The sequence below is a fragment of the Sinobacterium caligoides genome (genome assembly GCF_003752585.1).
Lineage (GTDB): Bacteria > Pseudomonadota > Gammaproteobacteria > Pseudomonadales > Sinobacteriaceae > Sinobacterium > Sinobacterium caligoides.
On the sequence record NZ_RKHR01000003.1, the window covers coordinates 1,174,344 to 1,187,219 of the forward strand.

The following is a 12,876-nucleotide window of genomic DNA, read 5'->3' on the forward strand; positions in this document are numbered from 1 at the left end:
AATAAAATAACAATCAGTGTTAGTAATTCAGTGCTTGAACAATATTTACCATGGGGTGATTATTGAGATTCCAGCTCATATCAATCTCTTGACTATCCAACGAACGACTCAAGGATTGATAAGTATATTTTTAATACTATGGGAAATTTCGCCAATACGGCTACCTTTAACAAACATTGCAGACAGAACATGACAACTATTATCTAACATCTATACATTTAACTGCCTCGCTTAGCCCTAATCAAACAACCAAAGCAAGATATAACGCCCATTGAGTAGGATAAATTTAATCTTAGTTGTTGACCCATTGCTTATTGTTTGTTAATTTCTTGGCAATTAAAAAATTACTGAAACTCAAACATACAATGAAACTCGCTACTCAGGATTTAACCACTCAATTACTATACTTCGTCTCTGTCGTAGTCTTAGTCGTGGTTAACGTTTCGTCGTAGCGGGTTAACAGATAGCAACCCCCTTCGGCGAAAGCCAAAGGGGGTTTTTTTTGCTCCAAATAACCTATAAGGATAGTCAGTTATGAAAATCAGTGGTGCACAATTAATCATCAAGTTGTTAGAAAGGCAGGGAATAACACAAATAGCAGGCATGCCAGGCGGCGCCAATTTGCCTATGTATGACGCACTGCTGGACAGCGATATAAAACACGTATTAGTAAGACACGAGCAGTCGGCAGGTTTTATTGCTCAAGGAATTGCCAGAGCCACCGCCAAGGCTGCCGTTTGCTTTGCCAGCTCAGGGCCAGCCGCCACAAACCTGATCACCGCTATAGCCGATGCCAAGCTGGATTCTATTCCGGTAGTTGCTATTACCGGTCAAGTTTCCTCGGCGATGCTTGGCACTGATGCCTTTCAGGAAATTGACACTTTCGGCCTGATGCTGCCAGTCACTAAACACAACTACTTAGTGCGCTCTATCGAAGAGTTGTTAGAGGTAATTCCAGAGGCATTCAGAATCGCCTTGTCCGGGCGCCCAGGCCCAGTAGCAATCGATATCCCAAAAGATATACAAAACCAGATGATTGACATTGAGCAGTGGCCTGAACCGGGTGTTGCTGCACCTTTAGCACAACCCTCCACTACCGAGATGGAACAGATAAAACTAATGATCGAATCTGCACAACGGCCGATGTTGATGGTCGGTGCTGGGGTCATTAATGCCGCTGCCAGCGAGCAGTTAGTGCAGCTGGCCGAGCAAATAGATATTCCCGCTGTCACCACCTTTTTAGGCTTGAGCGTATTTCCCCATAGTCATCCGCTAAATCTAGGTATGTTAGGCATGCATGGCACTAAAGCCACCAGCATTGCCTTGGAAGAGTGTGATTTGTTAATCGGTGCCGGAGTTAGATTCGATGACCGTGCCACTGGTAAAATAAGTGAATTCTGCCCGAAGGCCAGCGTTATTCACATCGATATAGACAAAAGCGAAATTGGCAAACTTAAAACCCCTACCTTGGCTGTTAATGCTGATATTGGTGCAGCCCTGAGCAAACTACTGCAAACGATGCCCCCATGCAACCGCATAGAGTGGCATTCACGAATTCAAGACTTAAAAGCGAAACACGCCATCATCACCCCAGAGCACGGCCGGCTTTCTAATCCATATTGTCTATTGCAAAAAGTAGCAGAGTTAGTAGGAGAAAACACCAATGTGCATACCGATGTTGGTCAGCATCAAATGTGGACTGCACAAGTCTACCCTTTCAGCCGTCCGCGTCAGTGGAGCAGCTCGGGAGGCTTAGGCACTATGGGTTATGGCTTACCAGCAGCGATTGGTTCGGCACTAGCTGATCCAGGACGCATGGCTTTATTGTTTAGCGGCGATGGCAGCATTTTGATCAATATCCAGGAGCTGGACACAGCCGTCGAGCACAACCTGAATTTGAAAATTGTATTACTCAACAACCGCAGCCTCGGATTAGTACGCCAACAGCAAACCTTATTTTTCAAAGGAAATCTCAGCGCCGTCAATAATCTAAATGCCGTCGACTACGCGGCCGTAGCAAAAGCTATGGGTGCCAGCGGCTTCGATCTTGCCGACGCCACCGATCCACATGCCACCTTAAAGCAGGCCTTAAACACACCCGGTGTGGTGCTAATAAACGTACCTATTGATGCAAATGAAATGGTATTTCCTATGGTTCCCCCAGGGGCGGCCAACAAAGATTTAATTGATCAGAAATCTTGCTAAGCGCATGCAGACGTACAATCAAGTAAATCTAACAACTTAAAATAAAGGGACAACATTATGAGTAAACGTGCTGTTTTAGAGCTAAAGGTAAGGAACCACCCTGGTACTATGTCACATGTATGCGGCCTGTTTGCCCGCCGGGCCTACAATATGGAAGGTATTCTATGTATGCCAATGTCTGACAGTAAATTCAGTAAAATCTGGCTACTTGTCGACGAGGACAAACGTCTGGATCAAGTAATACTACAGACTAACAAACTGATAGATGTGCAGGAAATAACGCAGCATGCAGCTCCTCATGAAGTATTTGAGAAGCTCGAGTGTTTCTTTAATAGCTAGATGGAAAGTTACATGTGGCTGGTAGCAGTAAGAATTCACGACGATTACGGGGAGTGGTTTACGCTGGGAGAGAGGCTGGTGTAAATATAATTAGAGAGTGGAGCTTTTAACGCTATAACGCCCTGCTCATCGGTGAGTTAAACTGGCGCTTGTTTTGCAGCTTTATGCAAAACAAGTGACAAGTTGACGAGTCCGGCTAGTAACTTGTTAGCCACTTTTAATTGCACGATACACCTCATTAATAGACTCCTCACCTGTAAAGTGAACAGTTTTAAAACCATGATACTTAGCATTATCGATATTAATTTCATTATCATCTACGAAAAGGGACAATGCAGGATTTAGCTGATACTTGTTAATTATGGCTTCAAATGGCTCAGTGCTCTTTTTCGTAGCTGCTATTTCATAGGACCAAACGAGACCTTGAAAGTAATCAAAGAAATTATGCTTATTTCTTATGTATTCCACCCAAGTTTCACAGTGATCTGACAGAAGGAATAGATTACAAGATTTAGCCGTATTTTTGATCATTCTTTCAGTGTATGGATATGGGGAATCAAACATTTTTGTACATTCTTGATCGAAAACCGATGCAACCTCTCTAGACAAACCTATTTCACATAGAAATTCTGCTCGATACGACTCATAGGATAACTCTCCCTTGAGAAGCCTATCGAGATTATTATCTTTCTCGTAGTAAGGGTAACTGCCCATAGCCCTTGCGATCACATCCTCAGACTTACCCGTTCGAAGCCCTAGTTGTTCTTCGACTCCAATAATTCCTGGTAAAAGAACCTCTGATAAATCAAATACTACATTCTCAATCATTGCACCCTCCCCGCGGCTAACGCCGTTAGCTGCGGCGAAATGGTGTGGCAGCTGCTTTGCGGTTTTTGCAAAGCGGATGACGCACCATTTTTTCCTGCAGCTTAAAATTTTTTTAATGTTGAATCTTGGCGCACTCTACGCAAAGTGATTTTTAACCATGACTTTAGCTTTACCCCAAAGCCCGGTTGATCCTGATGATATTGTTGGCCCATAGCGATCATTCACCTGACTCTCAGTAACATTTGCCTCTGCCCAAGTGCCCCCATCAGTTTCTATGTTATGTATAAGAGGCTGCATTCGATCAAGGGATTTGGCAAATGCCGCATCGTTACTGACACCTTCCTCGAATTCTCGCCAAAGCTTAATTAAATCGCCGCCCTGGCTATCAGGTAAAATTCCAAATATACGATTTGCTGCTTCTATCTCCAAGGCTTCTTGATTTTCATTTTCTGTGGATTCATGTATTGGATGATCCCCAGCATCGATTTCTACAATATCATGAATGAGAAGCATTCGAATGACGCGATTAATATCTATTTCTTGATCCGAGGAATCAGATAGAATTAAAGCATACATAGCCAAATGCCATGAATGCTCCGCTGAATTTTCCTTTCGATAATTATCAATTAGAGGAGTCTTTCGTATCACATTCTTTAATTTATCTATCTCACGTAAAAACTCTAATTGCTCATCCATAGCCAAACCTTGAATAGTTGTGAGGACCAAAACATTTAATGCCGCACTAGGCGGACAAAAATTGTGGGTTATAATGTGTAGCGAAACGAAAAATAACTCACCGTTATTGTTATACTTAAGTGCCTTAATAGTAATCTGTTAGGGTTAAACTGAATAACGGGAAGTACTGACCATGCCTATGCTGATCTTTTGCATCAAGTCTAGTGCAACATGGTCAGGAGTAAGAAGACTACCGCTTTCTTTATATTCAATGAAGCGTTCTTTTGCAGGGAAATGAGCCTCATCGGAATCTCGTATTGCACCTTGCATCGATGTATCCATAACATTCGGATCATAGTTGACAGCCAAAAATGGAAACTCTTGGGACTCTTCTTCAACTGCGGCAGCATTAATAAAGTTTTCACTTGCGGCTTTTGAAGCACAATATAATGACCAACCAGCATATCCTTTCAATGCAGCGCAAGAAGAAATATTCACGATAGTTTTACGCCGCTCATAACACCTAAAACTTTCCATAAAAGCAGATAATAGTATGAACGGTTAAATTAGGTTTATGGATATGTTTCTTTCTATTTCAACTGGATTTAGGTTACTAATTGAAGATATTGGTTTCAAATCTCCGGCATTATTGATATATACAACTTCGTCCCACTCATTACCAGCCAATTTAAGAAATAACGAGTTACTAAGTGAGGTTATAGATTTCACGTCAGACAGATCACAATTAATATGACACTTAGACACTCCAGATCGTGATAACTCAACAACATGCCAGTCTTCAGTTAAAACATATTGCTCAACAAGCGCCTTACCTAGCCCTTTAGATCCACCAGTTATTATTGCTAATTTCATATAAACTTCTCTTCGAGTACTAACGCCGCAGGCACAGGCGAGGCCCGCAGTGCTGAGTCCAATGGAGCGCTGCAAGCGCGGAATGATTGTGGCCAGCCTTGTTAAGTGATTGCATCTTTTAGCTGCTCCATATGTTCTATTCTATGTGCGCCTTCAATTGTTTTATGAGTGCCAATGGGATCATATAACACTGGATACATGCCCGCCGATTGAGCGGCTGTGATACCTAAAGGGCTGTCTTCTACCACCGCACACTCATCGGGACGGAAACCCATATCACGAGCCGCATGGAGAAATATACCAGGGTCGGGCTTCCAAGACCCAACTATATAAGAACTGTAGATATTTCCAATGAAATGTTCGGTTAAACCCGTTAATGATAAAGCCTTATTGATTTTCTCTATTGGCCCACTTGAGGCAACGCATTTTGGTAGTGCTATCTCTTGCAGCATTTCACTTACGCCCTCACAGGGCTTTAGCTTCTGCTCGAATAAATTTTCTACTAATGATCTGTATAAAGGAACGAAATCTTCACCAAGCTTTATTTGATGATCATTTTCAAGCGTTTCTAGAATATTTGCTAACTTACCTCCTCGAAATCGCTGCATCATTTCATTAGCAGAAGACTCAACACCATATTCTTTCAGCTTAATCTCCAAAGCCAAATTACATAGATATTCACTATTTACCAATGTCCCGTCACAGTCGAATATGATGCACTTGATCATGGTTTCACCTAACGCCCGCAGATACGGACGTGTTTTAAGTTGATTTAGCGAAGCGAAAGCAGCTTAAAACCGCTCCAATTGCCTGCTTTTGTTAGCAATTTTTGTACTCATAGTAATTATCCCACTCTTCTTCGTGGGTTAGTTTGAAACCATGCTTTATATAGAACTCATTTGACCTACTTCCTTTTAGAGCGCCCAACCTTATTGGAAACCCAGCCTGCTTGGCTCTTAGCATAAGCTCAGTAAGTAATTTGCCACCAAGGCCTGTGCTTTGGTAGTTTGGATGTATGTATAAATGCCCAATCCAGATGTGGTCTATTTTTGGTTCATAGGTATAAAATCCAATTAGCTCTTGTTCGACTTTGACCGTCCACGTTGTAGCGGCGTCGAAACCAGATAAAAATCGTTCTCGTGCACGAACGGGATCGAACCGCCCAAGGGCTTCTAGGCTTTCCTGCATTGCAACTACGCGCAGTTCGGCCAATAACCTACATTCTTTTTCTGAAGATTGAGAAATAATGTATGACATAAGATTTAATGCTAACTCCGTATTTAGTAGCCGTATAAGTGGAACTTATAGGGTCTGATAGAATGCTTTGTTACCCTTGGATTTGCTTTAAAAAACCTTCTTCATCCCTAACTCCAACCCTATTACCATCTGGATCGAAGAAATTCACAGTTTTACCCCATGGATTTATCAATAGATTGGATTCAATGCCATATTTCTTTAGATTGCCTACGATCGACTCGATATCTGAAACGTTGAACCGTAATTTACTCGGGCAAATTTCGATAGATTTACCCTCTAGGGAGGCAAAACCGTCTGTTTCTATCATTAAATACCCATCACCAAACTCTAAGCATGTAAGCTTGAAATCGCCGTCTTCTTCAGAAAACAAAAGTTTTAAATTAAACACATTTTTGTAGAACTCTACACAATCATTAAAGTTCTCTACATTCAGAATTATACCAAATCTTTGAATATCCATAGAATTTTAAACCTGGGTAAGGCTAACGCCCGCATTTTTGGGTGGTTTGGAGCGCAGCGGAAAACCATTCCGACAACATGCGCTTGTTATGTTTAGTTTTTTTCATATTGCGACCAAATATTTTCATAGGCTAAGGACGCTTGATATGAATCTACATTATCATCTGCCTCAAGAACCATAAAGCTTAAAAATTTCGCTATAACTCTCTTTTGTTTACTTGATAAAAACTCCCATTCTCGTTGATTTGCTAAACAATAGATAATTGAATCTATCGAAGCAGATGCATAGGAATCGAAGTACCTCACTGAGAATCTCATATAAGCTGGTATACAAAAACGCAACCCTTCTTCATCCATAAATGATAAAACAGAGTAGTGTTGATCAATCACATCATCAGAAATGAGCTTCCAATCTTCTCGAATATCTCTATTTCTCTGCTTGCATCGTTCTTCTTCTGATGCGTAATCATCTATTGTATTAGCTTCATATATGCCTACTCCATTGCAAAGAGTTACATTTCTAAATGCATCTTCTATCTTATTTACTAGCTGATCTCTATTCATAGTAGGCATAACGCCGCCAACAGCGGCTGAGCGTAGCGAAGTCCAGACAGCTTTGCTGGCGATGCTGATTGGCCTTGTTATAGCTGGGCTTGGCACATTGTTGCTGATTGTGAAGTAAGTCCATGCTAACTACCGCTAAGCCGTGTTGTTAATTATTTGAGGGTTACAGTACCGTACTAATGGCTGTATGGAAAGTTACAAGTGGCTGATAGTTGAATGGGTTTACGACGATTAGGCAGGTTTGTAGGCGTGGAGCGAGTTCTGATAAGTAAGATTAGAGAGTGGGGCTTTTAGCGCTATAACGCCCGCAGCAAACGCCGGAGCTCGTTGGGTTGATTTTTGCGGGTAGTTGCAAAAAACGACCCAGCTTGCGGAGGTCGATTTGCCTGCGTTTGTTATGGACGCCCAACGGACAAAAGCGCATCTCTACCCTCGTCAATAGTTTCAAGTACCCTAGGGGGAGTTTCTCGGTTGCAAGCAGCATAGTCACAAGTTTGTGCCCTACCAATATTTCGATCTAGCAAGTACGAAATCTGTTGCTCCGCTTCTTCAAATTCCTTCTTCTTTAACAGCTGTATGATAGGTGTCAGTTCACGAATGTTATCCACGGCTGCGTACATAGAATCTTCAATACGAATTTTGTTCATCACATGCAAGGTCGCCAAGTAAGTACCTGAAATACATATCCAAGCGACAAGAGAAAAATATGCGACTGCTTTCATATAGCTCAATAACGCCTAGTGAATGGGCAACCATGTGGCGAAGCCACGCTTATGGTTGTCCAGCCCGAAGGGCGTTCATTACACGTTTAGTTAAATGCCGGCCTCGAAGCCAGTACCAAACTAAGTATATTCCTGGTGCCCAGACGGCAAGACCATATAGTGTGCCGATAGGAAATGCCAGAAGAAAGAAAATACCATAAACCGGCTGATACCATAAGTTGAAACTATAGCGAACCAACGTATTTAGCTCATACCCTTTGCATGCAACATAAGGAACAAGTGCATCAGTTTTGTAACAGCCATGTTTCAAGTGGCCGACTTCTTCAAAGCTGGGCAAGTCAGCAATAATGTAAAGAGAGAGTGATAGTAGGCATAGAAAAAAATACAATATGCTTATCCATTTGAGCCCTTCGATGATCATCCTTTTCATACGTATCCTCTAGGTATTTAACGCCGCCAACAGCGGCTGAGCGTAGCGAAGTCCAGCCAGCTTTGCTGGCGATGCTGATTGGCCTTGTTATAGCTGGGCTTGGTACATTCTTGATGATTGTGAAGTAAATCCATGCTAACTGCCGCTAAGCTGTGTTGTTAATTATTTGAGAGATACAGTACCGTACAATTGGCTGGATGGAAAGTTACAAGTGGCTGATAGCTGTAATGATTTACGACGATTACGGGGAGTAGTGGGCGTTGGCATAGAGGTTGGTGTGAGTATTATTAGAGAGTGAAGCTTTTGGCGCTATAACGCCCCGCTAAACGGCGAGCGAAGCAGCGCGTAGCGAGTCCAGTGGAGGCCGTGTCTTTTTTGGCCGGAACGATGTTTGAGCGGTTTGTTATGTACATTTACCTGTAGAACGTAGTTTAAAGTTAATTGTACCAAGGTAGGTGTAATTTTTAATAAGACAGACATCACTGCCAACCTTTATTGAGCCTACTGAATGTATATTTAAATAAGCTAAGCTGCCACTTTCTAATTTGACAGCTAATTTAGGTTGGTTGCCAGCAAGGTTGCTATCTAAGACGTGCGCTTCAGCCACGCCAGAAACATATCTCTGCGCTTTGCTGAGATTGGCAGCGCCATAAAACAAAGCCACTGCCAGAGAAACCACAAAGAAGCTAATAATTCCCTCTCTTTCACCGCACCAAAATTTTAATGATACCAAACTTTCTCTATTCATGGCTGGAGTACATAACGCCCACAGCAGCGGCGGCCGGTACGGCCGTCGCGACTGCCTGTGCTTGTTAAATGTTTAGTGGGAATTCTTTTTTGCATGACTTGCACCATAGTACTGGCACCTTTGCGTGTCTTAATTCATGACCTATTAAAGCAACCACAAGAGCAACTACAAGAAGAATTGCTTTATGTTCTGAAACGGGCCCATAGTACAATGCTGTCATACCTATTATGAGTGCTAAAAACTCTACAATTGATGAAGGTGAAAAGAATCCTCCGGGCTTCTTAATTTTCTTGGTTTTATTCTTAGCTTTAGAGCCACATTCAAGGCAATTCACTTTAATCTCCTTTACATTTAACGCCGCCAGTTGCGGGGAAATTGGGTGGCAGTTGCTTTGCGGCTCCAAGCAAAGCGGATGACGCACAATTTTATCCGTAACCTGGCCTTGTTAAGCATGGTCCCGCCGTGACATAAAATAGCTGATTTCTGAGTGATGCCATTCATAGAAAGCCGTCTGTGTTTTCCAGCAATATCCGAAAGTATCCGAACAAGCAGCCAAACACTCATTTAGAAGGTATGACATCTGGAATTTCTGCCCATCCCAATCAGAGTTCTCAGACATCACATAAACACGCCCACTCATACCTAGATTCTTATAGCAATTAGCCAAATTATCAGTCGTTCTTTCTGATGCATGAAACTCTGTGATATAGCTACTATCAAATATACTTGGACTATTGAAGGCTTCTATAACTTTATCCCGTTTTCCAGACTCAATAAATCCGGTTAGTCGAGACCTTTTACTCTTCTCAACGAAGAGGGATATTATTTTTAGTTCAATTTCTTTGTTCATCTGGAATACTTAACGCTGCCAACAGCGGCTGAGCGTAGCGAAGTCCAGCCAGCTTTGCTGGCAATGCTGATTGGCCTTGTTATAGCTGGGCTTGGTACATTCTTGATAATTGTGAAGTAAGTCCATGCTAACTGCCGCTAAGCTGTGTTGTTAATTATTTGAGAGATACAGTACCGTACTTATGGCTGTATGGAAAGTTACAAGTGGCTGATAGCCGTATGGATTTACGACGATTATGGTGGGGAGTGGGCGTTGGAGGAGAGACTGGTGTGAGTATGATTAATGAGTGGAGCTTTTGGCGCTATAACGCCAAAAGAACCCGCGCTTACGGCGTCGGGTTGCTTGTCTTGTTAAGGCGGGGCAGAACTACGGTGGGTGGTTCGCCTGCGAGTACACTTACGCACTCGTTTACCCCAATGATTAAGTATTCTTGTACATCAGAATGGTGCTGAGATACAAACCCATTTCTTCTGGACTCTAGATCGAACCAGCCACCAGATGCGATCTGGAAGAGCCAACCATTACTAAGATTAAACTTGTCCCAGAATTCTAGGAGGTTGCCTTCGTCAAGAACTCGATAACCGATTGACGAGTCGAAGGTAACAATGATCGGCTTTGCGTCGTATTCGGGCTCAATATGGATAACCAAATCATGAAGATCATACTCGACGCGGGTGATCTCGGGCTTAGTTTCCAGTGGTCCTTGTAATACTTCGAATTCTACGTCCATGCTTTCTCGATTTGTGAGCCCTAACAGCGTATTACACCGCAACCTGCGGTGTATCACAGTTGCGGTGTAATTCTGGGGTTAATTATTTTAGTTGCCCATAAACTACATGATTAACATAAGCTTATCTACTCTCAATAAAAAGCCTCTCAGAATTACACCGCAACTTGCGCGTATATTAGAACTACACCGCAACATTTATAATCGTTAATATCAGCGACTTACCAGCCGTCGGCTTATTTTTGGGCTAACTTCTAACGGATTGATGATGTAGGTGAGGGGTCATTTAGCGGCAATAGCGCCGAAATTAGCTTTGCTGGCTTGAACGGCCAGATTCGTTCGTTTTTTAATCACCTTTTGAAGTAATAGCTAGGGCCGCATATCATCAATCGCGATGCGGTGTTATTTTTTTTAACTCGTTGATCATTTTTTTAAGGTGAATATTTACAAAGTGTTAGCGATAGAGGCTGATCAGCAATATACGCGCAAGTGGCGCGTGTATCTTATTCAACGCGCCTGCTTTATTGGCAGCTGCCCATCTTTATAACGCTGGTGTTTCTCGCTGAATCAGCTACGCCTGTTTGTCGACACAGCCCCTTATGGCTGCTGATCCAAAGGGGCCCCTTGATCACATTTCACGCAGTTTAAGCTATAACCGATCATCGACTGACGCCCGGCCTCGGTTTGCGTCCATGGCCGGCTGGTCCATGGCGGGTTGTGGCGCACATGCTGAAAATGGCCGCAGGCGAGCTCGGCGACCCAGTGGGACTCTTCATCTAAATGGTAACCCGCTATCGGTTGCTGCATAGTCTGACGAACACTCTCTGCCTGATTATCATCGGTAGCGGCTATTCTAAATACGCCCGGCTGTTAGCGCCAGCAGCAGTGTCGCTGCCTAAGCCGATTGGCCAACGGCTTCTGTATCGCGGGCGTGGTCATCACGGTAATAGTCTGCGACTAACTGCTGCACTGATGCGCGAAACTGTTCAACAAAACGGCTGGCGGTGTGTTCATGGACCAGCGGCTGAGTGAAGTTAAAACTACAGATCAGCGCGTCATTGACCGTAACCACGCCACATAATAAAAAGTAATTGGCTGAGTGGATGGCACCGTTAAAGCGATAGTCTAACAACGATAACTCGCCCTGTTGATACAGTGTACTCAGCCGCCCTAGGTTAGAGATGATTAGGTGTTGGTCAAACACCGTACTAGCGTCATTGCCCAGCTGCGCCAAATCATCGGCTAGCTCGGCGTAGCTCAATGCCTCAGTACTGTTCGCCATGGTTTGATACTGGCGACGTAGCGCTTTTGATAGCTGCAGAAGATCATGGCTATCGCGCTTATCCGCATAGATATAGGCCGTTTCAAAGAAAGCCCCCAGTTCACGGTAATCGACACCGTTAGTCATCTCGGGCCGCATATTTTTTGGCACAATCGCCTTTAATACCGCTGGCGCACCGGCAAGCTGAAAGGTGGTACGAAACAGTAATGCACTGATGACTGCGTTTAGCGTCACACCCGCCGCCCGGGATAATGACACCAGCGCCGTCATCGCATCTTTTGTAAACACCGATTCTTTAATCAACGGTTGCCGCTGCGCTAATGGCGCCGCTGCTGCTACCGGCCACACCATGTCCTTGAAGTACTCACGCCGATCAACGCCGTCAGCTTGATGATCAAGCGGGCGGCAGCTGTCTTCTAAACAGGCCCGCTCCGGCAGCGACTCGACACCGCCCTGATCGTCGGCGGTGTTGTAGTAGTTTACGATATCGTTAATCAACACAAAGCAACCAGACCCATCACTCATGCTATGGTGGGTCGTCAGCACCAGGTAACTCTCATCCGAATCGGCAATGTCGACCAGGCGGGTTCGCCAAAGATACTGTGTTTGATCGAGGGGCCGCTGCACCTCATCAGCCATCTCCTGCTCGACCGAGCTGCACTGCTTACGCTGATAACGATGCTGCGAAGCATCAAACATCACATCGTAGATAAAGTGCCAGGTACGCTGCTGAAACTGAATACGGGCACGCAGTAACGGGTGCCGCTGATAGGCACAGTGTATGGCACGCAGTAATTTTTCTGCTGATACCACCCCCTTAATGGTCGCGACATTGCTGATCTGCATCAGGCCGTGATTGTCTTGGTGGGCGATGGCTTGCTTAGCCTCTCGCTGACCGAGTTGACGCATGTTCACTC

Annotated in this window: 19 protein-coding genes; 2 read left to right on the plus strand and 17 right to left on the minus strand. The window is 43.9% G+C overall.

Annotated elements, in window-relative coordinates:
- Positions 1-534: 534 nt before the first annotated feature.
- Positions 535-2,205, plus strand: a complete 1,671-nt coding sequence (gene ilvB, locus EDC56_RS05225) for a biosynthetic-type acetolactate synthase large subunit (RefSeq protein ID WP_123711426.1) — start codon at positions 535-537, stop codon at positions 2,203-2,205.
- A 57-nt stretch (positions 2,206-2,262) separates the two neighbouring features.
- Entirely contained in the window at positions 2,263-2,544 is a 282-nt protein-coding gene (ilvN, locus tag EDC56_RS05230; RefSeq protein WP_123711427.1) for an acetolactate synthase small subunit, read from the plus strand.
- Positions 2,545-2,751: 207 nt separating this feature from the next.
- On the opposite strand, the gene EDC56_RS05235 is transcribed toward ilvN, so the two are convergent.
- The 17 genes from EDC56_RS05235 to EDC56_RS05300 form a co-directional block, all read right to left on the minus strand.
- On the minus strand, positions 2,752-3,372 hold the full coding sequence (locus EDC56_RS05235) for an HAD family hydrolase (protein ID WP_123711428.1): 621 nt from the start codon (positions 3,370-3,372) through the stop codon (positions 2,752-2,754).
- Between the two features lie 135 nt (positions 3,373-3,507).
- Complete coding sequence (locus EDC56_RS05240) at positions 3,508-4,068, minus strand: HD domain-containing protein (RefSeq protein ID WP_123711429.1); 561 nt, start codon at positions 4,066-4,068, stop codon at positions 3,508-3,510.
- A 144-nt stretch (positions 4,069-4,212) separates the two neighbouring features.
- Positions 4,213-4,584, minus strand: a complete 372-nt coding sequence (locus tag EDC56_RS05245) for an SDR family NAD(P)-dependent oxidoreductase (RefSeq protein ID WP_123711430.1) — start codon at positions 4,582-4,584, stop codon at positions 4,213-4,215.
- 24 nt (positions 4,585-4,608) lie between these two features.
- Positions 4,609-4,920 carry a Rossmann-fold NAD(P)-binding domain-containing protein gene (locus EDC56_RS19415; RefSeq protein ID WP_148059322.1) on the minus strand — a complete coding sequence of 104 codons (312 nt, stop codon included), beginning with the start codon at positions 4,918-4,920 and terminating at the stop codon, positions 4,609-4,611.
- 101 nt (positions 4,921-5,021) lie between these two features.
- Positions 5,022-5,648: an HAD-IA family hydrolase gene (locus EDC56_RS05250; protein WP_123711431.1), complete on the minus strand. Its 627-nt coding sequence runs from the start codon at positions 5,646-5,648 to the stop codon at positions 5,022-5,024.
- A 91-nt stretch (positions 5,649-5,739) separates the two neighbouring features.
- Positions 5,740-6,177: a GNAT family N-acetyltransferase gene (locus EDC56_RS05255; RefSeq protein WP_123711432.1), complete on the minus strand. Its 438-nt coding sequence runs from the start codon at positions 6,175-6,177 to the stop codon at positions 5,740-5,742.
- Between the two features lie 70 nt (positions 6,178-6,247).
- A complete protein-coding gene (locus tag EDC56_RS05260) occupies positions 6,248-6,637 on the minus strand; it encodes a VOC family protein (RefSeq protein WP_123711433.1) in 390 nt (129 codons plus the stop codon).
- Between the two features lie 92 nt (positions 6,638-6,729).
- Positions 6,730-7,209 carry a DUF6714 family protein gene (locus EDC56_RS05265; RefSeq protein WP_162844086.1) on the minus strand — a complete coding sequence of 160 codons (480 nt, stop codon included), beginning with the start codon at positions 7,207-7,209 and terminating at the stop codon, positions 6,730-6,732.
- On the minus strand, positions 7,193-7,324 hold the full coding sequence (locus EDC56_RS19930; RefSeq protein WP_281273334.1) for a hypothetical protein: 132 nt from the start codon (positions 7,322-7,324) through the stop codon (positions 7,193-7,195). The genes EDC56_RS05265 and EDC56_RS19930 overlap by 17 nt, the downstream gene beginning before the upstream one ends.
- A 271-nt stretch (positions 7,325-7,595) precedes the next feature.
- Entirely contained in the window at positions 7,596-7,922 is a 327-nt protein-coding gene (locus tag EDC56_RS05270) for a hypothetical protein (protein ID WP_123711435.1), read from the minus strand.
- Positions 7,923-7,971: 49 nt separating this feature from the next.
- The gene (locus tag EDC56_RS05275) at positions 7,972-8,352 is read right to left on the minus strand and encodes a hypothetical protein (protein ID WP_123711436.1); all 381 of its coding nucleotides are present in this window, start codon (positions 8,350-8,352) and stop codon (positions 7,972-7,974) included.
- 403 nt (positions 8,353-8,755) lie between these two features.
- Positions 8,756-9,100 carry a hypothetical protein gene (locus EDC56_RS05280; RefSeq protein ID WP_148059323.1) on the minus strand — a complete coding sequence of 115 codons (345 nt, stop codon included), beginning with the start codon at positions 9,098-9,100 and terminating at the stop codon, positions 8,756-8,758.
- A gap of 64 nt (positions 9,101-9,164) precedes the next feature.
- Positions 9,165-9,434 carry a hypothetical protein gene (locus EDC56_RS19420; RefSeq protein WP_148059324.1) on the minus strand — a complete coding sequence of 90 codons (270 nt, stop codon included), beginning with the start codon at positions 9,432-9,434 and terminating at the stop codon, positions 9,165-9,167.
- A 111-nt stretch (positions 9,435-9,545) separates the two neighbouring features.
- Complete coding sequence (locus tag EDC56_RS05285) at positions 9,546-9,950, minus strand: hypothetical protein (RefSeq protein WP_123711438.1); 405 nt, start codon at positions 9,948-9,950, stop codon at positions 9,546-9,548.
- Positions 9,951-10,275: 325 nt separating this feature from the next.
- Positions 10,276-10,680, minus strand: a complete 405-nt coding sequence (locus EDC56_RS05290) for a hypothetical protein (RefSeq protein WP_123711439.1) — start codon at positions 10,678-10,680, stop codon at positions 10,276-10,278.
- 594 nt (positions 10,681-11,274) lie between these two features.
- The gene (locus tag EDC56_RS05295; protein ID WP_123711440.1) at positions 11,275-11,484 is read right to left on the minus strand and encodes a DUF3565 domain-containing protein; all 210 of its coding nucleotides are present in this window, start codon (positions 11,482-11,484) and stop codon (positions 11,275-11,277) included.
- Between the two features lie 88 nt (positions 11,485-11,572).
- Entirely contained in the window at positions 11,573-12,868 is a 1,296-nt protein-coding gene (locus EDC56_RS05300) for a condensation domain-containing protein (protein WP_123711441.1), read from the minus strand.
- Positions 12,869-12,876 lie beyond the last annotated feature (8 nt).